This window comes from Methylomonas sp. LWB (assembly GCF_001856095.1).
Taxonomy (GTDB): Bacteria; Pseudomonadota; Gammaproteobacteria; order Methylococcales; family Methylomonadaceae; genus Methylomonas; species Methylomonas koyamae_A.
Genome location: NZ_MKMC01000007.1, coordinates 67,669 through 89,325, shown reverse-complemented (window position 1 = coordinate 89,325; position 21,657 = coordinate 67,669). Strand labels below are relative to the sequence as shown.

The window sequence follows — 21,657 nt, the reverse complement described above, 5'->3', positions numbered from 1 at the left end:
CTTCAGGAAGGAACATGACCTCTTCGAATACTCATTCCGCGTTGCCTGCCTGGGCAATTCCGCTGGCCGCCGTTTCGGCGCTGTTGTTGGTTATTTTCGTCGCATTGGGCATCATCGGCGGCCCAGAAAAAACCGAAGTCGGCACTACTCCGGCCGCCGTTAATTCGGTGCCGTCCGGCGCTCGAACTTACCGGGTCTCGTTGGCCGGTGCCGATCGACTGTTGGAATGGCAGGGCGTGGTGCGCTCGCGTCAGGCTGTCAAGATCAGTCCGAAATTTTCCGCGCGAATAGTGGAGATTCCGGTTAAGGTCGGAGACAGGCTGAAAAAAGGCGAGGTGATCGCCAAACTGGACGACCGCGACCCGCGTGCCGCCTATAGTGCGGCGGTTTCGGCGCAGGCAGCGGCTCAGGCTCAGGCAGTGCAAGCGGCTGCCGACGAAAAACGCGCTAGCGAACTGTTCGAAAAACAAGCCGCGACCCGACAAAGCTATGACGCCGCGCTGGCTCGGGCGAAGGCGGCCAGGGCCTTGGCCGAACAGGCCGCCAGCTCGGCTCGACAAAGTCAGGTGATGATGGCCGAAAACGTGTTGTACGCGCCGTTCGACGGCGTGGTGGGCGAACGTTACCAAGATCCCGGCGATATGGGCGCGCCCGGTCAGGCACTGGTCAGCTTTCACCAGCCCGATGCGCTTCGATTGGAAGTGTCGGTTGCCAGCACTTGTAGCGGCCGCATCGGTTTGGGCGATATCGCGGCGGTGCGTATCGACGGCGTCGATCTGATCGGCCGAGTGGCCGAATTGGCCCCGGAAGTCGATCCGCAAACCCGCACCCGTCTGGTCAAAGTCGATTTGCCGGCCACACCCGGTTTGCAGCACGGTCAGTTCGCCACGTTGGCGCTGCCTTGCGATACGGCCGAATCGGCCCTGTTGATCCCGGCCGGCGCGGTACTGAATTTCGGCCAGTTGCAGGCGGTGCGCGTGGTCGAAAACGGTGCTTGGCATATCCGGCACATTCGCACCGGAAAGCGTTACGGCGACCGGCTGGAAGTACTGACCGGCCTGCGCGACGGCGAAACCATCCTGGCAGATAGCGAGCTAGCCTTATGAGTTCGAGCAACGAGGCCAAAAAAGACACGCTGACGGTGGCGATTGTCCGGCTGTTTACCACGTCGCATCTGTCCCTGCTGTTCCTGCTGATTTCCCTGCTGGCCGGCGCCGCCGCGTTGACTCTGACGCCGCGCGAGGAAGATCCGCAAATCATCGTGCCGGTGATGGATGTCTTCGTCAAATACCCCGGCGCCACCGCCGAGGAAGTCGAAAAGCGCGTTACCACGCCTCTGGAAGTGTTTTTGAAGCAGATTCAAGGCGTCGAATATGTGTATTCCGCCTCCAGCCCCGGCCAAGCGCTGGTTACCGTGCGCTACGAAGTGGGGCAGAGCATCGTCGACAGCTTGATCAAAACTCACGACAAGTTGCAGGCCAATCTCGACATCATTCCGCCCGGCGTCACCAACTGGATGGTCAAGCCGGTCGAGATCGACGACGTGCCCATCGTGCTGCTGACCTTGTCGATGCCGAAAGCCCACGAAGACGTCATGGCTGTACGCCGCATCGGCGAAGAACTGATCGAACGCCTGCGCGCCATCGACGACATCGGTAAAAGCTGGGTAATCGGTGCCGCGCCTAGACGGATTTCCGTGCATCCCGATCCCGCCAAATTGCAAGCAGCCGGTGTTAGTATCGAGGAGATACAGCACGCCTTGATGCAAAGCAACGCCAATTTGCAGATCGGACACCTCAATCAAGCCGATAAAGACATCGTGTTGGAAGTGGGGCCGCAATTCCAAACCATCGAACAAGTGGGCGGCACGGTATTGAAAAACGTTGGCGGCCGCTTGGTTTATCTACGCGACGTCGCCGAAATCCTTGATGGTCCGCAAGATACCGACTACTACACCCGTATCGGTTTTGGTCCGGCGGCAGACAGTGCCGAGAGAGTGGGGCAAGCTTCTGGTCCCAAACCGCAGGTTGGTGACGAGCGACAGATGGCCACCATCGCCATTGCCAAACGCAAGGGCGCCAACGCGGTCGGTGTCGCCGAACAGGTGCTGGCATTGACCGAACAACTGCACGGCACGCTGATTCCGGACGACGTCCGGATCGACGTTACCCGCAACTACGGCGAAACCGCCAACCACAAAGTCAACGAATTGGTCATGCACCTCAGCATCGCCATTCTGACCATCATCGTGTTGCTGGCCTTGTCGTTGGGCTTCAAGGAATCCCTGATCGTGTCGCTGGCGGTGCCGATGACCTTTGCCGTCACCTTGCTGCTGGACTTGATCTTCGGTTACACCATCAACCGAGTCACCCTGTTCGCATTGATTCTGTCGCTGGGTCTGTTGGTCGACGACCCGATTGTCGACGTCGAGAACATCCACCGCCATTACAAGCTGCGCAAGGAACCGCCGCTGCAAGCCTTGCTGACCGCAGTCAACGAGATTCGTCCGCCGACGATATTGGCGACCTTCGCGGTGATCATGTCCTTCGTGCCGATGTTTTTCATCACCGGCATGATGGGGCCGTACATGGCACCGATGGCTTTCAACGTGCCGATCGCGATGCTGATGTCGCTGCTGATCGCCTTTACCGTTACACCTTGGGCCAGCTACAAACTGCTGAAAGGCGATTACGGCAAGGACCATGGACCCGAGTTCAAACTGCATGACACCCGTGGCTTCAAGCTGTATCACGCCATCATGACTCCGCTGCTGAACAATAAAGCCAAGGCCAAATGGTTCTTGTTGTTCGTGTTCGTGGCCTTCGTGTTGTCGGCGTTGATGGCGGTGTTCCGAGTCGTGCCGCTGAAACTCTTGCCGTTTGACAACAAAAACGAACTGCAGCTGGTGATCGACATGCCGCGCGGCTCGTCCCTGGAAGCCACCGACGAAGTCGCGGCGGCGCTCGGCCGTTACTTGTCGACCGTCAGCGAAGTCGCCAACTACCAAACCTATGTCGGCCTGGCCTCGCCGATGGATTTCAACGGCCTGGTGCGGCATTACTATCTGCGCCAGGGCGCTTATGTCGGCGATATTCGCGTGGTGTTCATCGACAAGACCCGCCGCGAACAACAGTCGCACGCGATTGCGCTCAGGATGCGGCCCGACATCGACAAGATCGAAAAGCAATACGGCGCCAACATCAAGATCGTCGAAATGCCGCCGGGGCCGCCGGTATTGTCCAGCGTGGTCGCGGAAGTCTACGGTCCTCCTGAAGCGACTTACCAGGACATCATCAAGGTCTCCAACCGGGTGCGCGGCGATCTGGAGCAAACCGAAGGCGTGACCGACGTCGACGATTATGTCGAAGCGCCGCAAGACCGCTTGCATTTCATGCTCGACCAGGACAAGGCCGCGCTGCTCGGCATCACCACCCAGCAAGTGGCCAATAGCCTGAAACTGGCGGTGGACGGTGGCATCGCCGGCACGCTGCATATCGCCAGCGAACGCCAGCCGCTGCTGATCGAACTGCAACTGCCGCGCGCCGCGCGTTCGTCGGAAGCCGATCTACTGACGCTGTCGGTCAAGTCCGCCCATGGCGACTTGGTGCGCTTGGGCGAACTCGGCCGCTTCGAGCACGAGCACGGCGATCAGACCATTTATCACAAAAACCTGGAGCGGGTGTCCTATGTGCTCGGCGAAATGGCCGGCCGCAGCCCGGTCGAAGCGGTGTGGGACTTGGGCGACAAGCTGGAAGAAAAGCCGCTGCCGCCCGGCTATCGCGCCGAAATGGCCGGCGAGGGCGAATGGAAGATCACCGTCGATGTGTTTAGGGATCTAGGCCTGGCCTTCGCGGCGGCGATGGTGATGATCTACATCCTGCTGGTTGGCCAGACCGGTTCCTTGGGTGTGCCGCTGATCATGATGATCGCGATACCGTTGACCGTGATCGGCATCATGCCCGGCTTTTGGTTCATCAACCTGTTTGCGTCGGACGTCGGCCAATACGCCGATCCGGTGTACTTCACCGCCACCGCGATGATAGGCATGATCGCGCTGGCCGGCATCGTCGTGCGCAACTCCATCATTCTGATCGACTTCATCGAGAACATCTATCGGGGCAACCCGGACATCAGTCTGGCCGACGCCATTATCGAAGCCGGCGCCACCCGTTTGAACCCGATCTTTCTGACCGCCGCGTCGGCCGTGCTGGGCTCGGTGATGATCGTGCTCGACCCGATCTTTTCCGGCTTGGCCTGGAGCTTCATCTTCGGCATCATCGCATCCACGTTGTTCTCGCTGGTGGTAATTCCGTTGGTGTATTTTCTGATTAATAGGAATATGCCCAAGGAAGTCGCGCTCGAAGAGTAACTATTGGGTGCGGCCAACCTGCGGGAGGGCAATGTATAGCGTCAAGATTGATAAAGGCCGCGGCCGCGTTGCGCTTCTTCTGGCACCGCGCGGAGCGGTGTTTGCCGATTCCTGCCCGGCGCGGGGAATCAGGGGAGAACGGCGTGTCTAAGCAAAAAACCGTCGCAAATACTTTCCGGTATGCGAAGTCTTATGTTTGGCAATTTGCTTGGGCGTGCCTTCCGCCATCAGCGTGCCGCCGCCGCTACCGCCTTCCGGCCCCATGTCGACTATCCAGTCGGCGGTTTTGATCACGTCGAGGTTGTGTTCGATGACGATCAAGGTGTTGCCGTGGTCGCGTAGGGTATGCAGCACGCTGAGCAGTTGCTTGATGTCGTGGAAATGCAGGCCGGTGGTGGGTTCGTCGAGAATATATAGCGTGGTGCCGGTGTCGCGTTTGGATAGTTCTTTCGCCAGCTTGACCCGTTGCGCTTCGCCACCGGACAGGGTCACGGCGTTCTGGCCAAGGGTGATGTAGCTCAAGCCGACATCGATCAGGGTGTGCAGCTTGCGGGCCAGGCTGGGAATTGCCGAGAAAAACGCCGCCGCGTCTTCGACGGTCATTTCCAAGACTTCGTGTATCGTCTTGCCCTTGTAGCGGATTTCCAGGGTTTCACGGTTATAGCGTTTGCCGTGGCAGATGTCGCAGGGTACGAAGATGTCTGGCAGAAAGTGCATTTCCACCTTGATTACGCCGTCGCCGGCGCAGGCCTCGCAGCGGCCGCCCTTGACATTGAAACTGAAACGGCCTGGGTTGTAACCACGCGAACGAGCCTCCGGCACCGCCGAGAACAGCTCGCGGATCGGCGTGAAGATGCCGGTGTAGGTGGCCGGATTCGAGCGGGGGGTACGGCCGATCGGGCTTTGATCGATGTCCACCACCTTGTCGAATTGCTCCAAGCCTTCGATGGCCGCGCACGGCGCCGGAATACAACTGGCGCCGTTGATCAGACGCGCGGCGTGGCTATATAGGGTGTCGTTGATCAAGGTCGATTTACCGGAGCCGGACACACCGGTCACGCAGGTCAACAGGCCGATCGGGAAACCGACTGTGACATTTTTAAGATTGTTGCCGGTCGCACCCTTGATGGTCAATTGCCGGGCAGTATCATTGGGCGCGGTTTTTTTCGGAATATCGATACCGAGGCTGCCGGACAGATACTGGCCGGTCAGCGAATTGGCATCGGCCAGAATTTGCGCGGGCGTGCCTTGCGCGACGATTTGACCGCCGTGCACGCCGGCGCCGGGGCCGATATCGACCACGTGGTCGGCGGCGCGAATGGCGTCTTCGTCGTGTTCGACGACGATCACGGTGTTGCCCAAGTCGCGCAATCTGAATAGCGTATTCAGCAAGCGTTCGTTGTCGCGCTGGTGCAAACCGATTGACGGTTCGTCCAGCACGTACATCACGCCGACCAGGCCGGCGCCAATTTGGCTAGCCAGCCTGATGCGTTGCGCTTCGCCGCCGGACAGCGTGTCGGCGCTGCGGTCCAGGGTCAGGTAATCCAGGCCGACGTTGACCAAAAACTCCAAGCGTTCCTGAATCTCCTTATTGATCTTGGCGGCGATTTCGCCGCGATGGCCGGGAATCGTCAGCGTCTGGAAGAAAGCCAATGTCTCCCGAATCGGCAAGCGAGTGATGTGATGAAGGGGACGGCCTTCGACGAACACGTTGCGCGCCGCTAAATTCAGGCGCGCGCCGTCGCAGACCGTGCAGGTCTGCTGCGCCAGATACTTGGCCAGTTCATCGCGTACCATCTGCGAATCGCTCTCGCGGTAGCGGCGCTCCATGTTGGGAATGATGCCTTCGAAGCTGTGCCGGCTGGTTTTGGCCTTGCCGTTGCCCATTTGGAATTGAAAGGCGATGGCTTCGTCGCCGCTACCATACAGAATCGCGGCTTGGACGGTTTTGGGGATATGCGAGAACGGCGCTTCCGGATCGAAACCGTAATGCGCGGCCAGCGCGCAGACGATTTGGTAGTAATAGGCGTTGCGCCGATCCCAGCCGCGCACCGCGCCGCCGGCCAGGCTGATCTCCGGATTGTGTACCACCAGTTGCGGATCGAAATGCTGGCGCACGCCCAGGCCGTCGCAACTGGGGCAAGCGCCTTTCGGGTTGTTGAAGGAAAAGATGCGCGGTTCGAGTTCGCTGAGACTATAGCCGCAGTGGGGGCAGGCGTAACGTTCCGAAAACAGCAGTTGCTGGTCGGTTTCCATCGACGCGGCAATCGCCAGGCCTTCCGACAGCCGCAATGCGGTTTCGAAGGATTCGGCCAGCCGCAGTTGAATGTCGTCGCGGATTTTAAAGCGATCGACGATGACTTCGATGGTGTGTTTTTTCTTTAAATCCAGGGCAGGGGGCTCGTCCAACTCGTAGACTTCGCCGTCGATGCGGGCGCGTAAAAATCCCTGGGCCTTCAAGTCTTCCAGCAACAGCACATGCTCGCCCTTACGCGCGTTGACCACCGGCGCCAGCAGCATCCAGCGCTCGCCTTCGGGCTGCGCCAATACTTGATCGACCATTTGGCTGACAGTCTGCGCTTCCAGCGATACGCCGTGCTCCGGGCAGCGCGGAATGCCGACTCGGGCGTACAACAAACGCAGATAATCGTAAATCTCGGTGATCGTTCCGACCGTGGAGCGCGGATTGTGCGAGGTGGATTTTTGCTCGATGGAAATCGCCGGCGACAAGCCTTCGATATGATCGACGTCCGGCTTCTCCATCATCGACAAGAACTGGCGGGCGTAGGCCGACAGCGACTCGACGTAACGACGTTGGCCCTCGGCGTAAATGGTATCGAAAGCCAGCGACGACTTGCCGGAACCGGACAGGCCGGTAATGACGATCAACTTGTCGCGCGGTAGGTCGATGTCGATGTTCTTTAGATTGTGGGTGCGGGCGCCGCGTATGCTTATGGTGTCCATTGCTGAGCATAGTGAAAATTTACACAGCTCGATACTATAAAGGTTGGCCTGAGTCTGGGTAAAGAAGGCTGCGTAATTTATCCTTGGTCCGGATAATGGCAAATCCTAAGTTTTCCCGCATTTGAACGTCTTTTGTTTGGTCATCCGGATTTCGGGGCGGCTTATTAGCGGACTCAGAATAGACTGTTTGTTGAACTCCGAAACCTACATTGGTTATCAATGGAATAGCAGTGCTATGATTCGGTCGTTGACGATGTATTTCAAAGCTTAAATCCGACCTTTGGGGGATTAATGTCCGGCAAGATCATGGATTTTTACAACTGGGCTCGGCCTTGGCGAGAGCGGTTCGGTATATGGCACGGCCTGAAAATTGCGATGGTCATGCGTAAAGCACTTTGGTCTTTACCTGCGAACAGTGAAGTTGTTGTTAAAGTGCCAGGTATTTCTAAACCGATAACTCTTCGGGCCGGTACTTCCGATCCGGAAGTGTTTATGCAGATTTTTAAGGAACTTCAAGCTGATTTCCCCATTTCTGGTGAACCTCGAGTGATCGTCGATGCTGGTGCCAACATTGGATTGGCTAGCGTCGTGTTTGCACATCGGTTTCCTCGGGCGGAAATATTGGCGTTGGAGATTGACCGGCAAAATTTCGAACTATTACGGAGAAATACTGCGGACTATCCTAATGTCAAGGCAGTTTTGAAGGGGCTTTGGTCTAAAAAAACCGATATTTTCGTCACAAATCCTGGGGCCGAATCCTGGGCTTTTCAGGTATCTGAGCAATCTGTGTCGGATGGTCGGTCGATAAGCGCGTTGGGTGTGAAAGATATATTGGAAGAATATTCATACGCTAGAATCGATTTACTGAAGATAGACATTGAGGGGAGTGAGTATGAAGTTTTCAAGGATGGTGTTGACGATTGGATAGACCGGGTTGGAATGCTCGCCATAGAAGTACACGATAGATTCCGTCCCGGTTGTACGGAGGCGATTCGGCGAGCTCTGCAGCCTTATGGTTTTATTGAGTCAAACTGGGCGGAATACTTGCTGTTTACCCGCGATGAATGACATGCAAATGCGCAGATTATCTGGAAACACATAGGATATGTCTATCTCCGCCACGCCATCCAGACTCTTGTCGGGATTGTGTTACGCCTGTTGCGGATCGAAATGTTGGCGTACGTTCTGGCTATCTCAATTGGGTCAGGCGTAGCGCTCGGAGAACAACAGCGGAGTTGCTCGCCACTTTCCTTCGAAGTCGCAATAGCCAAGCCCTCCGACAAGCGCCAGGCGGTTTCGAAGGATTCGGTCAACCGAGTTGACGCGGGCGCGCGAAAAGCCCAGGGTCTTCCAGTAGTACACACGTGCTCGTCCTTGCGCGCGTTGACTAGCGGCGTCCAGCGCTCGCCTTCGGGCTGCGCCAATCTTGATCGACCACCTGACTGACAGTCTGCATGCTATACGGGCTGAATCCGGTCAGGCCGATTAGCGGGGCGAAGGCCTAGGCAACGATGCCGCGCGCGACGTGCGGGTTGGGCGCGCTTTCAAAGTTTGCCGTGTATCGGCAGGCGGGGTTCGCTTTGAATGTCGATCTGAATCGCGCCAAGTAATAATTGAAAGCCTAACACGATAGGCAGCACCGCCAACATCACGGTACCTGCGCTGGATAATACCCCGGCCATGCTGTTGTGGTACCAATGCCAGGCGCCGAATAAGGCGCCGCCGCCGAATAAGATCGAGCCGCTGATAAACATGATTGAGGCGGCATTAAAACCGCGGAGAAAATAACTGTAAAACAGTCGCTTGAAAAAACGGTTTAAATACAGCCCGGAAAATTCGAAGACGATGCGGCCGATTGACAGGTTGCTCACCTCGTTGGCGTAAACCGCGCGCATCGGAACGTCCTCGACCACCGCCCGCATCACGTTCAAACGAAATAGCAGATCGGATTCGAAGAAAAAGCGCCGAGACAGTTTGTCGAGCGGCAATTCCTCGGCGATTTTGGCGTGTATCGCGACGTAGCCGTTGGTGGGGTCCATGATGTTCCAATAACCGGTCGACATTTTGGCGATGAACGACAATAGGGTGTTACCCAATAGACGCAAAGTCGGCATGCCGTGCAGATAATCCAGCCGGTAAAAGCGGTTGCCCTTGCAATAGTCGGCTCGTCCCAAGCGAATCGGTTCGACGAATTTGTCGATCAGGGCGGGGTCCATCTGGCCGTCGCCGTCGATTTTGACGATGATGTCGGTGTGGTCGGCCAAGGCGGCGCGGATGCCGGAGATTACCGCTCCGCCGACGCCTTGGTTTTTAGCGTGACGCAGAATTCTCAGGCGCGGATCGCTGAGGTGTTGTTCGACCCAGTCGGCGGTTCGTTCGGGGCAGGCGTCGTCCACCAAATAGATCGCCGACACTTGCGGACCGATCCGGGTTAATACTCGCAGCACTTCGGCGCCGGTCTTGTAACAGGGAATCACTACCGCAATCCGCATCAGGCGCTTCCTATCGCGACGATGCCGGCGACGATGAGTAGCGAGCCGAATAACATTTGTAAATTCCAGACTTCGCCAAACAGATGGTGCGCGGCCAGCGGCACGATTAAGTAGGCCGCCGCGGTGAACGGATAAGCCTTGCCTAGCGGAACCGAATTTAGGACGTACACCCACAAGCCAGTGGTCAGTGCGTATAACAGCAGGCCGCCGAGTAAATAGGGATTGCGCAGGGCATCCAGCAGTCCGGCGCTGAGAGTAGCGGTTGAAATTGAGGTTGCGGCCTTTTTAAACAGTAACTGACCGGCCGCCAACGCCAGCGTTACAGTCAGGCACAACAACAGACTAAGTGGTTTCATCGGCGCGCCTCCTCAGCCAAGCGGGCATGCGCGCGACCAGACCGGCAGCCAGCGCGTATGCGATCGGATAGATCGGGAAGGCGTAACGCGGTAGCGGCGCCAACACGGTATGAACGGCGGTGAAATAGACGACCAGCGCCGCGCAAAGCAACCACGCCGGCTGGGTCGCGGGACTCGAGCGGCGGCGGCAAAGGTCGATCAGAGTCCAAAGGCAAGCGGCGGCCGTCAGCGCGATGATGAACGGATGCAGCGCCATCATGCCGTTCAAGCTGGCCGCCGGAATGGCTTGCCGGGTAAATACCGACGAATTGATGTTATAAACGTACGGGCCGCCAGGGCCGGCCACTTCTTCGGCTTGCCAGTACATCATCGGCTTACCGAACACATACCAATTTAAAAATTTCCAGGGTTCCGCTGCGGCGCGCTCGCGAATGACCCGATAGGCCTCACCCAAGCTTTGGCTCATGGCCGCATATTGGGGGTCTTCTCGGTAGGGATACGCTTTAAACTCCGGGCTTTTAAAAATTAAGTCGGGGTAACCGCCCAAGGTCAGGGCCGCCGCAGCCAAACTGACTTCTCCGGCTTGGCGGTGCTTGGATTGCCAAATTTGCCAGGGTGACCAAATCACTGCGGCGGTCACAGCCATGATCAGGCAATTTTTTAAATGGTTTCGGGTCCACCAAGCCAGCGGCAGCAGCGTGCCGGGAAGCAGCAATACAGCCGGGCGGACGTAAGCCGCTAAAGCCAATACCACGCCGCATGCCACGAATAGGGTCGGGCGACCTCTCGAAAACCCGGCAAGCAGCAGGGCCAAGCAGAATGTGATCAAGAAGCTCGACAAGGTTTCTGTCAGGATATAGCCCGCTCCGATAATCAATTGTGGCGACAGCGCGACCAACAAACCGGCAGGGACTGCGGCTTGCAAGCCACCGATCCGTAACGCCAAGTAGAACGCGCCCACGACGGTCAAGCTGGATAGAAGCGCCTGACTCAGTAAAACGGTATTGTAAAAGTGCTGGATGTCACCGGTAGCGTCCAATATTACCGCTAGAAAGGCCGGATAGCCGGGACTGATCAACGTGGATGGCGTAAACGGGGCCGATTCGGCCAGCGAATAACCGTGATTTTCGACCAAATTGATTGCCAGTTGCAGATATTTGCCGGCGTCGGCTCGAAACGGGTAGTCGATTTCCATCGAGTATACGTAGCTCAAACGCGGCAGCAGTCCGCAGACGAAAACGAAAGCGGCAAACATTGCCGCCGAATAGGGTTTTGCCCGCAGTGTCATCGGATTTAACAAGTTGAGGTGAAAACCTATCGTTGTCTTCGAGAAAGCACGCGGCGTTCCCGCAACAACGATAACCGGCATCTAACTGTAGCCGAAAAATCTCGGAAGTCCGTCAACAGGTCTCCGAAACATGCGCGCGAATATGGCCGATTAACGTGGCGCGGTTTGGATTGAAGGCGGCTGTAATGGCGGTGGAGCCGTTTTACGCGGCAACGTCGCAAGTTCCACAACTTCCGAAAAGCCGCCGGATGTTAGTCGATAGTCTGAGTCCAGCGGCAGCGTTGCTTGACGGTTTCGGCGGTATGCGGATTGTCGATGCCCTTGGCGATCAGTGCGATGACTCGGTCATCGGTATCGTAGCCGACGTGGGCATCCATCGGGTTGGCCAGTTTGCCGAGCCCGAAGGCGTCGTAGACCCGGGCCACGTTGATATTGATGTTGGTGACGTTGACGCACAGACGCGAATCCAAATATTTGTTGGCGAAGTCGTGCGGGATCGCGTAGCTGAGTAGGTCGTTGGGGTCGCTGAAGGCAATGATCGAGGTTTTGGCCATGATGCGCTCGGCGTATTTGGCGCCGTCGGCTCGGCAATAAGCGGCCGATTGATTGGCGACTTCGGGCAACGAGCGTCCCAATTGCAGCATCGGCAATTGGTTGGACATCATGTAGATCGGAATTTCCTTATTTTTAAGAATATTGGTTAGTGCCGTGTAATAGCTGGCGGTTTCGCCGTTGCCCAGCTTGGCGGCGATTTTCTGCAGGCCGTCTATCGTAATTCGGCTGCCCAGGCTGTGCGAGACGAAGGCATAGCTATCGTTGTAAAACGGCGTGACGTTCTTGGTGGTGCAAACTTGGCGCACTTCATCCGGCAAACTGTTCCAGTCGCCCTGTATCATCCAGCAAAACGACTGAGCGAAGGCCGACAGGATGTCTTCGCGTTTCTCGCCCAAATAAATGATCGGGTCGGGGCCGGTGTCGTTGGAGAATTTTTTCAGCAGATCGTTGACTTCCGCGCGCCGAAACGACTGTTCGCCGGAGTTGTCGTAGGACAACACTTCTTTTTCCTTGGCGGTGATTTCCGACCAGGTCAGCTCGTAAAATAGTAATTCTTGAGTTTGGCTGGCGTCCAGATAGCGGTTGATACGCAAATTCCCCAGCGGCTTTTCCGGTACCGCCGTATCCGCCAATTGGATATTCTTGACGTTCTTACTGGTGACGGTCAGGTCCAGTTCCTTGGTCAGCTTTTCCATGAACTGCGTCGAATAACCTGGCAAATGATTGCCGACGCCATGCACCATCAAAACCTTCATCGTCCGCTTGGGAACTTCGAGTTGCGGTTTAATGCCGTTGAATTTGTCGCCCTTGATTTCGCAGACCCGGGTATCTTCCTGATCCTGCTTTTCCAATATCGCTTCGGTGATGCCTTTGCCGATGCTGGAGCAGCCGGTCGTTACCAGCGCCATCGTTAGTAGTAGGGGGATGCAATCGAGTCGGTTCATGGGGCGAGTTTATAAGTGGTGTTTTGCCGATCGGCGCTTCGAAAATTATTTATCCAGTTTCTTTTTGGCGGCGTCGGCTTCCGCGCCGATTTTTTCGACGGCTTCCCGATACTTGGCCTGAGCCTGGTTGGCCGATTCGGCGATGATGGCATTGTCGGTATTGGCTTCCTTGATCAGGCATTCGAAATAATCGCGGGATTTTTGCTGCCAAGTGTTGATTGCGGCGATACTTTTATTGAAAGTATCCACGTCGCTGTCGTCGATGACCGGCGCGTCGGGTTTGACGCCGCAGCCGGCGGGTTGCCAAGCGCCGCCGGACAAGGTGCCGGCCGTGGCGGGGCCCGCGAACAGCAGGGCGCAAAAGCTGAAAGACAGAATCGGGGTTTTCATCGGCAGACTCCTTGAGTGTCGGTAGGGTGGATTAACTGAGCATCTGGCGTATGTGTTCGATTTCATCCTTGGCCTGATCCAGCACGTTGATGCTCAGATCGGCGTCCAGATTGCCGGCGGCGATTTTTTTATAGGCCGGCAAGTCGTCCATTTTGGGCATTTTCTTGATGTCGACCTTGCCGATGAAACTATGCAATTGCGAGATCATCACAATATCGCAATAGCTGGCCTGGGCGCCGCCGTCGCGGTACCAGTTTTCGGCCTGAATGATGACATCCTCGAAATCGCTGGGAAAGTCCCATTTGCGAACGATCTGCACGCCGATCGGCGCACGTAGTTCCCGCACCGCTTCGGCCAAGTCGTCGGGGTTGGTCAGAATGTCGGGTTGGCGGTCGGCGTAAGCCAAGATCGGTACGACGCCGATGTCGTGAATCAGGCCCGCCAACATGGCTCGGTCCGGGTCGAAGCCCGGCGTCTTGTGCGCCAGTACCGCGCTGATCGCCGCGACATAGCTGCTATGCGACCAGAGTTCCTGCATCTTGCGGCGTATCACCGGCGATTTGGCATTGAACACCGCCTTCAGCGCGAACGCGGTGATGATGTCCTGGGCGGCTTTCAGGCCGAGCCGGGTCAAGGCTTCCGGGCAGCTTTCGATTCGGCGGCGGCCCCGGTACAACGGGCTGTTGGAGATCTTGATCAAGCGCGCGGTGATGCTTGGATCGATCTGTACGACGCGAGCGATTTTATTGCTGTTGGCACTGGGTTCGTTGATCGCCCGACGGATTTTCACCGAGACGTCGGGAATGGTCGGTAAAGCCAGGGAGTCGGATTGCATGTATTTGAAGCAATCCTGGTACAAGCGGTTTTTCGCCAGTTTGCTGTTTAGCGGGGGAGATATGGCCTCGGTCATTGTGTCGCTTAATTCGGACAAGCACGGGGGATTGGTTTAAAATCCGCCGCTTATGTTTAATCACCAATCGTCTATGAATCCAACATCGCCGGATGTTATCACAAGCCTGACCACCATCAGAGACTATATTCGCTGGGGTGCCAGCCGTTTCGCCGAGCACGGAATCTTTCTGGGGCACGGTACCGCGGCCCCGCTGGACGAAGCGGCGGCCATCGTATTGCATACCTTGCATCAGCCCTACGATTTGGCCGAGGCCTATCTGAACAGCGTGTTGACGATGTCCGAGCGCCAGGAAGTCTTGAATCTGATCGAGCGCCGCATCGTCGAGCGCAAGCCTTCGGCCTACCTGACGCATGAAGGGATTTTCGCCGGCTTGTCGTTTTACGTCGATGAGCGGGTGTTGGTGCCGCGCTCGCCGATCGCCGAATTGATCGCCGAGCGCTTCGAACCCTGGGTCGACGAATCCGAGGTGTTCAATGTGCTGGACCTGTGCACCGGTAGCGGCTGCATCGCGATCGCATGTGGCTACGCCTTTCCGGAAGCGCGTATCGATGCGCTGGATTTGTCGGAAGATGCGTTGGCGGTCGCTCAAATCAACGTCGAGAAACACGAGTTAACCGAACAAGTCGAGCTTTTCCAATCCGATCTGTTCGAACAACTGCCGGTCAAACCCTACGACATCATTGTCAGCAATCCGCCTTACGTGGCCTTGGCCGAGTGGCAAAGCCTGCCGGCCGAGTTTCACGCCGAGCCGGCCATGGGCTTCAAGGGCGGCGAGACCGGGTTGGATCTGGTGATTCGCATCCTGGCCGACGCCAACAGGTATTTGGCGGAGCAGGGCATCTTGGTCGTCGAGGTCGGCAGCAGCGCCGAGACCTTGCAGGCGATGTTTCCCAACGTGGCCTTCCATTGGCTGGAATTCGAACGCGGTGGCGACGGCGTGTTTCTGTTGACCGCCCAACAGGTCGCGGCCCACCACACTCTTTTTGCTAGCGCTTTATAGATCATGTCCGGAAATACCATAGGCAAACTGTTTACCGTCACCACCTTCGGCGAAAGCCACGGCCCGGCGCTCGGCGCGATCGTCGACGGTTGCCCGCCGGGATTGGAACTTTGCGAAGCCGATTTGCAATTCGATCTGGATCGCCGCAAGCCCGGCACGTCGCGTCACACCACCCAGCGCCGCGAGGCCGACGAGGTCAAGATTCTGTCCGGCGTGTTCGAAGGCAAAACCACCGGCTGTCCGATCGGCTTGTTGATCGAGAACACCGACCAGCGCTCCAAGGACTACGGCAAAATCGCCGACAGTTTCCGTCCCGGCCACGCCGATTACACCTATCACCACAAATACGGTTTTCGCGATTATCGCGGCGGCGGCCGTTCGTCGGCGCGGGAAACCGCGATGCGGGTCGCGGCCGGGGCGATCGCCAAGAAATATTTGCTGCAGCAGCACGGCGTGCAGGTGCGCGGTTATTTGTCGCAATTGGGGCCGATCAAGATCGAAGCCTTCGATTGGCAGGAAATTCCGAACAACCCGTTTTTCTGCCCCGATGCCGGCAAGGTCGCCGAAATGGAAAAATACATGGATGCCTTGCGTAAGGAGGGCGAGTCGATAGGCGCTAAGATCGAGGTCATTGCCAGCCAGGTGCCGCCGGGCTTGGGCGAGCCGATTTTCGACCGCCTGGACGCCGAGCTGGCCTATGCCTTGATGAGCATCAACGCGGTGAAAGGCGTGGAAATCGGCGATGGTTTCGACTGCATCGCCACCAAGGGCACGCAATTTCGCGACGAAATCACCCCGGACGGTTTCTTGAGCAACCACGCCGGCGGCATCTTGGGCGGCATTTCCACCGGGCAGGACATCGTCGCGCGGATTGCGTTGAAACCGACGTCCAGTCTGCGCTTGCCCGGCCGTAGCATCAATAGCAAGGGAGAGCCGATAGAGGTGGTTACCGAAGGCCGTCACGACCCTTGCGTCGGTATTCGAGCCACGCCGATCGCCGAGGCGATGGTGGCGCTGGTGCTGATGGATCATCTGTTGCGCCACCGCGCTCAAAACCTGCACGTCGATTGCGGATTGCCGATCCTACGTTAAATGCCCGTTCCTTACTGGCGTTTATCGAGCTTTTACTTCTTTTATTTCGCGACGCTGGGTTCGTTCCTGCCGTTCTGGAGTCTGTATTTGCGGCAGGTCGGGTTTGCCGCCGATCAGATCGGCGAGCTGACCGCGCTGATGGTCGCGACCAAGATCGTCGCGCCCAATTGCTGGGGTTGGTTGGCCGATAAAACCGGCCGCAATCTGGGCCTGATTCGGCTGACCTCGCTGCTGGCGGTAGTCAGTTTCGCGGCGTTTGCCTATCGTAGCGACTTTCGTTGGTATGCGGCGGTCACGATATTGTTCAGTTTTTTTTGGAACGCGACGCTGCCGCAGTTCGAAGCCGCGACCTTGTTTCATTTGAAAGCCGAGCCGCAACGTTACAGCCGGATTCGGCTGTGGGGTTCGATTGGGTTCATCACGGCAGTGTTGGGCATAGGCCGCTTTGTCGACGCTTTCAGCATCGCTTATTTGCCGCTCATCATTGCCGGCTTGATGATCCTGAATTGGTTGACCGCGCTGATCACGCCGGAAGCGGCGCCGCGTCACGCGAGTCGCGGCGGCGATGCCGGTTTGTGGCGGGTGCTGCGCCGGCCGGAGGTTCTGGCGTTTTTGTTGGTATATCTGTTGCTGCAGGCCGCGCACGGGCCGTATTACGTATTCTATTCCGTGTATTTGCAGCAACACGGTTATTCGGCCAGCGCGACCGGTCTGCTGTGGGCGTCCGGCGTCGCCGCCGAAGTGTTAATCTTCGTCGCGATGCGGCCCTTGCTGAAATGGATAGGATCTCGCGGCCTGTTGCTGGCGTCCATCGTACTGAGCGTGGTGCGCTGGATGCTGATTGCCGACGCGGTCGACTCGCTGGCGCTGACCGTTGTCGCGCAACTGTTGCATGCCGCGACCTTCGGCGTGGCCCATGTCGTGGCGATGCAGTTGCTATTTCAATATTTCGGCGAAACCCATCAGGCCAAGGGCCAGGCCTTGTACAGCAGCGTCAGTTTCGGAGTCGGCGGCATGTTGGGTAGTTTGTACAGCGGTTACTTCTGGGCGTTGCTGGGCGGGCGTCTGGTTTACATCATCGCCGCGCTGATCTGCTGTCTGGCCTTGCTGGCGGCTTATCTGGGCGTTGCTCGGGAAAGGCGGCCGCGAATCGGTTAAAATTTGTCCGAAGTCACTACGAGGAAACGAAAGAGTGTTCGAGGTAATCAGAAACGGCGGCTGGATGATGGCGCCCATCATTTTATGTTCCATCGTCGCGATGGCGATTATCGGCGAGCGGTTTTGGTCGCTACGACGCAAACGGATTTTGCCGGTCGATCTGGTGCCTTACATTTGGCAGTTACACCGCGAGCACAAGTTGGACGAGGCGGCGATCCGCCGGATCAAACTCAGCTCGCCGCTTGGGCGGATACTGGCGGCCGGCTTGGTCAATCGTAAGCATGGCCGGGAAATCATGAAGTCCAGCATCGAGGAAGTCGGCCGCCAGGTCGCTCACGAACTGGAGCGCTATTTGAACGCGCTGGGTAGTATCGCATCGATTACGCCGCTGTTGGGCCTGCTCGGTACCGTGGACGGCATCATTCGGGTGTTTTCCGACATCGCGGTCGGCGGTATGGGCGACCCGGCGGTGCTGAGCGGCGGCATCTCCGAAGCCTTGATCTGTACCGCTTCCGGCTTGACGGTGGCGATTCCCAGTCTGTTCTTTCATCGCTATTTCGAGCGTTTGGTCGACGACCACGTGGTGCGGATGGAAGAGGAGTCGTTGCGTTTGATCGACATCATGCAGGGCGCGCGGGAGGAAGTCTGATGGACTTTCGCCGCAAGCGCCGGGCGCCGGTCGACATCGGTTTGATTCCGATGATCGACGTGTTGCTGGTGTTGCTGTTTTTCTTCATGGTGGCGACGACGTTTCGGCATCATTCCGAACTGAAGATCAATCTGCCCGAAGCCCAGGGCAACGACACTCAGCCGAGCGGTAAGGAAATCAATCTGTACGTGGACGCCAAGGGCGTTTACGCGCTGGCCGGCGACGATAACCAGTTCCACGAACTGGTCAACCAAACTCCGGAAGGTTTGCGGGCCGAACTTGCGAAACTGGCCGGCGAAACCCGTTTGTTACCGTTCATCATCAGCGCCGACGGCAAGGCGCCGCACCAGGCCGTCGTCGGCGCGCTGGATGTCGCCAATCAACTGGGTTTTCATCATATTACCTTTGCCGTGAATAAGCCGGAGCCGCGATGAAAGCGAGGCTGATCCGCTGGTTTGAGGATGCTTGGTACAAGGAAATGTATTTGTCCGCCTGGCTGATGCCTTGGTCGATGTTTTATGTCGATGCGATACGGCTGCGGCGCTGGCTTTACCGGGTCGGCATTTGGAAGACGGTCAAGCTGCCGGTGCCGGTTATCGTGGTCGGCAACATCACCGTCGGCGGTACCGGCAAAACGCCATTGGTGGTGTACGTTGTCGAATGGCTGAAAAGCCAAGGCTATCGGCCCGGCGTGATTAGTCGTGGCTACGGCGGCGCGAAAGACCAGAAGCCGCGCTGGGTCACCCCCGCCAGCGATCCGGCCCAGGTTGGCGACGAAGCGGTGCTGTTGGCGGCGCGTTGCGCCTGTCCGGTGGTGGTTGGCGCCGACCGACCGGCCGCCGGCCGCGAGTTGCTGTCCAAACAAGCCTGCGACGTGCTGGTGTCCGATGACGGCCTGCAACATTATGCGTTGGCACGCGACATCGAAATCGTCGTGATCGACGGTCAGCGGCGTTTCGGCAACGGCTATTGCCTGCCGGTCGGGCCGCTACGCGAGCCGCCGGAACGTGTTAAGCAGGTGGATTTGGTCGTCGTCAACGGCGGTAACGAGCTGTTGGAACGCGAAATTGCCATGCAATGCCTGGGCGATGTGTTGGTCAATCTACAATCCGGCGAGCACCGGCCGCTGGCTGAGTTTGCCGGCCTGGATTGCCGGGCGATTGCCGGGATCGGTAACCCTCAGCGTTTTTTCCGGCAGCTGGCGGAGGTCGGTTTGCGGTGTTCCGGCACGGCGTTTCCCGATCACCATATCTATACCGCTGCCGATCTGGGTGGCGACGATGGCACACCGCTAATCATGACCGAGAAAGATGCGGTTAAATGCCGCTACCTTGCTCGGCCGAATTTCTGGTATCTGCCGATCGCCGCCGAATTGCCGGAGGCGTTCTCTCAACAATTGCTCACACTACTGAAAGATAAAGCCCATGGATAAAAAATCGCTCGAGATCTTGGCCTGCCCGATCTGCAAAAGTTCGCTGATCTACGACAAGGACAACCAGGAATTGATCTGCAAGGCCGACAAACTGGCCTTCCCGATCCGCGACGGTATTCCGGTGATGTTGGAAGACGATGCTCGCGAACTAAGTTTCGAAGAAGCGGAAGCCTTGCGCAAATGACCGCGTTCAAAGTGGTGATTCCGGCGCGTTACGCGTCCACCCGTTTGCCTGGTAAACCGTTGCTGGACATCGCTGGCAAACCGATGATCGCCCATGTTTGCGAGCGGGCGCTGGAAGCCGATGCCGAGCAAGTCGTCGTCGCCACCGACGATAGCCGAATATTCGATACGGTGTCCGCGCTGGGAATACAAACCGTGATGACCGATCCTAATCATCAATCCGGCACCGAACGCATCGCCGAAGTGGCGGAAAAGCTCGGCTGGCGGGACGGCGACATCGTCGTGAATCTGCAGGGCGACGAACCGTTGATACCGCCGGCCTGTATCCGCGACGCGGCCGAAGCCTTGGCCGGACAAAAACAAGCCGGTATCGCCACGCTGGCCGCGAAAATCGAAGATGCGGACGAGATCTTCAATCCCAATGCCGTCAAAGTGGTGCTCGATCAACACGGTTACGCGCTGTATTTCAGCAGGGCGCCGATACCCTGGCATCGCGCCAGTTTCCCGGATTGCCGCGACACAGCCGGATTAAACATGCCTTATTTGCGTCACATCGGCCTTTACGCCTACACGGTCGGATTTTTAAAGCGCTATTGCGGTTGGAGCCCATCGCCGCTGGAAAGCGTCGAGGCGCTGGAGCAGTTGCGCATTCTCTGGCACGGCGAGAAAGTCTTGGTCCAGATCGTCGACCGGATCCCGGAAGCCGGTGTCGATACCGAGGAGGATTTGCGGCGGGTTGCGGCACGACTGGCGCGGGCTTAGATCAAGTGGTTTCACCTTGCATCGCTGGGCGTGTATCGCCGCGATTCCGCTCGGGTCCCGCGGCCGACAGCTTGGCTGATTCAAGCCTAATTCTAATGGTACAATACACGGCTTTATGCCTGCCGCCGGAATCGTGGCCGGGAAGTTGCAATTAACGTGTGGTTGTCTATGAGTAAACTGAAGTGTGCCGTGATCGGTGCGGGATATTTAGGGAAATTTCATGCGGAAAAATACGCGTCGTTGAAAGACTGCGAGTTAGTGGCGGTCGTCGACATCAATCCCGAAGCGGCACAGTTGGTGGCGGAAAAACATGGGGTCGAGGCCATCACCGATTATCGGGCGTTGCTGGGTAAAGTCGATGCGGTCAGCATAGTCGTTCCGACCAGTCTGCACCATCAGGTTTCCAAGGATTTTTTGAATGCCGGCACGCATGTCCTGGTCGAGAAGCCGATTACGGTCACGGTCGAGGAAGCCGACGAACTGATCGCGATTGCCCGCGACAAGCATGTGATCTTGCAAGTCGGACATTTGGAGCGCTTCAATCCGGCGGTGCGAGGTCTGGAAAAACTCGAAGAGAAGCCGCTGTTCATCGAATCTCACCGCTTGTCGCCGTTCAATCCGCGCGCCAACGACGTCAGCGTCGTGTTGGACTTGATGATCCACGATATCGACATCATCCTGGCCCTGGTTGACTCCGAAATCGAGAAAATCGATGCCAGCGGTACCTCGGTATTGACCCAGGGTACCGACATCGCCAATGCCCGCATCACCTTCAAGAACGGTTGCGTCGCCAACGTGACCGCCAGCCGGATCAGCATGAAAATGGAGCGCAAGATGCGGATGTTCCGGCCCAGTTCCTATATCTCGGTGGATTTTCAAAATAGGGTATTGATTAAGCATAAGACCGGCGACAAGGAAATGTTTCCCGGCATTCCGGAAATCGTCACCGAAGAGTCGGTGTTCGAAAGCGGCGATGCCTTGCTGGAGGAAATCAAACATTTCGTCGCCTGCGTGCAATCCGGCGACAACCCGTTGGTACCGGGCGAAGCCGGCCGCAAGGCCCTGGCCACGGCGATCGAAATCAGTCAATTCTTAATTCAACGCTAGAGG

General features: G+C 57.5%; 19 protein-coding genes. 12 read left to right on the top strand and 7 right to left on the bottom strand.

Annotated elements, in window-relative coordinates:
* Positions 1–14: 14 nt before the first annotated feature.
* Positions 15–1,106 carry an efflux RND transporter periplasmic adaptor subunit gene (locus BJL95_RS03910; protein WP_071155648.1) on the top strand — a complete coding sequence of 364 codons (1,092 nt, stop codon included), beginning with the start codon at positions 15–17 and terminating at the stop codon, positions 1,104–1,106.
* The gene (locus BJL95_RS03905) at positions 1,103–4,369 is read left to right on the top strand and encodes an efflux RND transporter permease subunit (RefSeq protein WP_071155646.1); all 3,267 of its coding nucleotides are present in this window, start codon (positions 1,103–1,105) and stop codon (positions 4,367–4,369) included. The genes BJL95_RS03910 and BJL95_RS03905 overlap by 4 nt, the downstream gene beginning before the upstream one ends.
* Before the next feature lie 147 nt (positions 4,370–4,516).
* Here BJL95_RS03905 and uvrA read toward each other — a convergent pair whose 3' ends face one another.
* A complete protein-coding gene (gene uvrA / locus BJL95_RS03900; RefSeq protein WP_071155644.1) occupies positions 4,517–7,333 on the bottom strand; it encodes an excinuclease ABC subunit UvrA in 2,817 nt (938 codons plus the stop codon).
* Between the two features lie 291 nt (positions 7,334–7,624).
* Between uvrA and BJL95_RS03895 the strand changes: the two genes are divergently transcribed.
* Positions 7,625–8,401, top strand: coding sequence for an FkbM family methyltransferase (locus BJL95_RS03895; protein ID WP_071155642.1), 777 nt, complete (start codon positions 7,625–7,627; stop codon positions 8,399–8,401).
* 476 nt (positions 8,402–8,877) lie between these two features.
* On the opposite strand, the gene BJL95_RS03890 is transcribed toward BJL95_RS03895, so the two are convergent.
* The 6 genes from BJL95_RS03890 to BJL95_RS03865 all read right to left on the bottom strand — a co-directional run bounded on the left by BJL95_RS03890 (position 8,878) and on the right by BJL95_RS03865 (position 14,268).
* Entirely contained in the window at positions 8,878–9,825 is a 948-nt protein-coding gene (locus BJL95_RS03890) for a glycosyltransferase family 2 protein (RefSeq protein WP_071155640.1), read from the bottom strand.
* Positions 9,825–10,181, bottom strand: coding sequence for a hypothetical protein (locus tag BJL95_RS03885; protein ID WP_071155638.1), 357 nt, complete (start codon positions 10,179–10,181; stop codon positions 9,825–9,827). Before BJL95_RS03885 ends, BJL95_RS03890 begins: the two co-directional genes overlap by 1 nt.
* Positions 10,168–11,469, bottom strand: a complete 1,302-nt coding sequence (locus BJL95_RS03880) for a glycosyltransferase family 39 protein (protein ID WP_071155636.1) — start codon at positions 11,467–11,469, stop codon at positions 10,168–10,170. The genes BJL95_RS03885 and BJL95_RS03880 overlap by 14 nt, the downstream gene beginning before the upstream one ends.
* Before the next feature lie 251 nt (positions 11,470–11,720).
* A complete protein-coding gene (locus tag BJL95_RS03875) occupies positions 11,721–12,932 on the bottom strand; it encodes a hypothetical protein (protein WP_254786675.1) in 1,212 nt (403 codons plus the stop codon).
* An 81-nt stretch (positions 12,933–13,013) separates the two neighbouring features.
* The gene (locus tag BJL95_RS03870; protein WP_071155634.1) at positions 13,014–13,358 is read right to left on the bottom strand and encodes a hypothetical protein; all 345 of its coding nucleotides are present in this window, start codon (positions 13,356–13,358) and stop codon (positions 13,014–13,016) included.
* A 31-nt stretch (positions 13,359–13,389) separates the two neighbouring features.
* Complete coding sequence (locus BJL95_RS03865) at positions 13,390–14,268, bottom strand: HDOD domain-containing protein (protein WP_064028602.1); 879 nt, start codon at positions 14,266–14,268, stop codon at positions 13,390–13,392.
* Between the two features lie 73 nt (positions 14,269–14,341).
* On the opposite strand from BJL95_RS03865, the gene prmB reads away from it, so the two are divergent.
* The 9 genes from prmB (at position 14,342) to BJL95_RS03820 (ending at position 21,654) form a co-directional block, all read left to right on the top strand.
* Positions 14,342–15,271 carry a 50S ribosomal protein L3 N(5)-glutamine methyltransferase gene (prmB, locus tag BJL95_RS03860; RefSeq protein WP_071155632.1) on the top strand — a complete coding sequence of 310 codons (930 nt, stop codon included), beginning with the start codon at positions 14,342–14,344 and terminating at the stop codon, positions 15,269–15,271.
* A gap of 3 nt (positions 15,272–15,274) precedes the next feature.
* Complete coding sequence (aroC, locus tag BJL95_RS03855) at positions 15,275–16,363, top strand: chorismate synthase (RefSeq protein WP_071155630.1); 1,089 nt, start codon at positions 15,275–15,277, stop codon at positions 16,361–16,363.
* Complete coding sequence (locus BJL95_RS03850; RefSeq protein ID WP_071155628.1) at positions 16,364–17,521, top strand: MFS transporter; 1,158 nt, start codon at positions 16,364–16,366, stop codon at positions 17,519–17,521.
* A 34-nt stretch (positions 17,522–17,555) separates the two neighbouring features.
* Positions 17,556–18,170 carry a MotA/TolQ/ExbB proton channel family protein gene (locus BJL95_RS03845; RefSeq protein ID WP_064028594.1) on the top strand — a complete coding sequence of 205 codons (615 nt, stop codon included), beginning with the start codon at positions 17,556–17,558 and terminating at the stop codon, positions 18,168–18,170.
* A complete protein-coding gene (locus BJL95_RS03840; protein ID WP_071155626.1) occupies positions 18,170–18,604 on the top strand; it encodes a biopolymer transporter ExbD in 435 nt (144 codons plus the stop codon). Before BJL95_RS03845 ends, BJL95_RS03840 begins: the two co-directional genes overlap by 1 nt.
* Positions 18,601–19,602 (top strand): tetraacyldisaccharide 4'-kinase, encoded by a 1,002-nt coding sequence (gene lpxK / locus BJL95_RS03835; RefSeq protein ID WP_071155624.1) that lies wholly within the window; start codon positions 18,601–18,603, stop codon positions 19,600–19,602. Before BJL95_RS03840 ends, lpxK begins: the two co-directional genes overlap by 4 nt.
* Positions 19,595–19,786, top strand: coding sequence for a Trm112 family protein (locus tag BJL95_RS03830; RefSeq protein ID WP_071155622.1), 192 nt, complete (start codon positions 19,595–19,597; stop codon positions 19,784–19,786). The genes lpxK and BJL95_RS03830 overlap by 8 nt, the downstream gene beginning before the upstream one ends.
* Positions 19,783–20,547, top strand: coding sequence for a 3-deoxy-manno-octulosonate cytidylyltransferase (kdsB, locus tag BJL95_RS03825; protein WP_071155620.1), 765 nt, complete (start codon positions 19,783–19,785; stop codon positions 20,545–20,547). The genes BJL95_RS03830 and kdsB overlap by 4 nt, the downstream gene beginning before the upstream one ends.
* A 168-nt stretch (positions 20,548–20,715) precedes the next feature.
* Positions 20,716–21,654 (top strand): Gfo/Idh/MocA family protein, encoded by a 939-nt coding sequence (locus BJL95_RS03820; RefSeq protein WP_064028583.1) that lies wholly within the window; start codon positions 20,716–20,718, stop codon positions 21,652–21,654.
* The last annotated feature ends 3 nt before the right edge of the window (positions 21,655–21,657 follow it).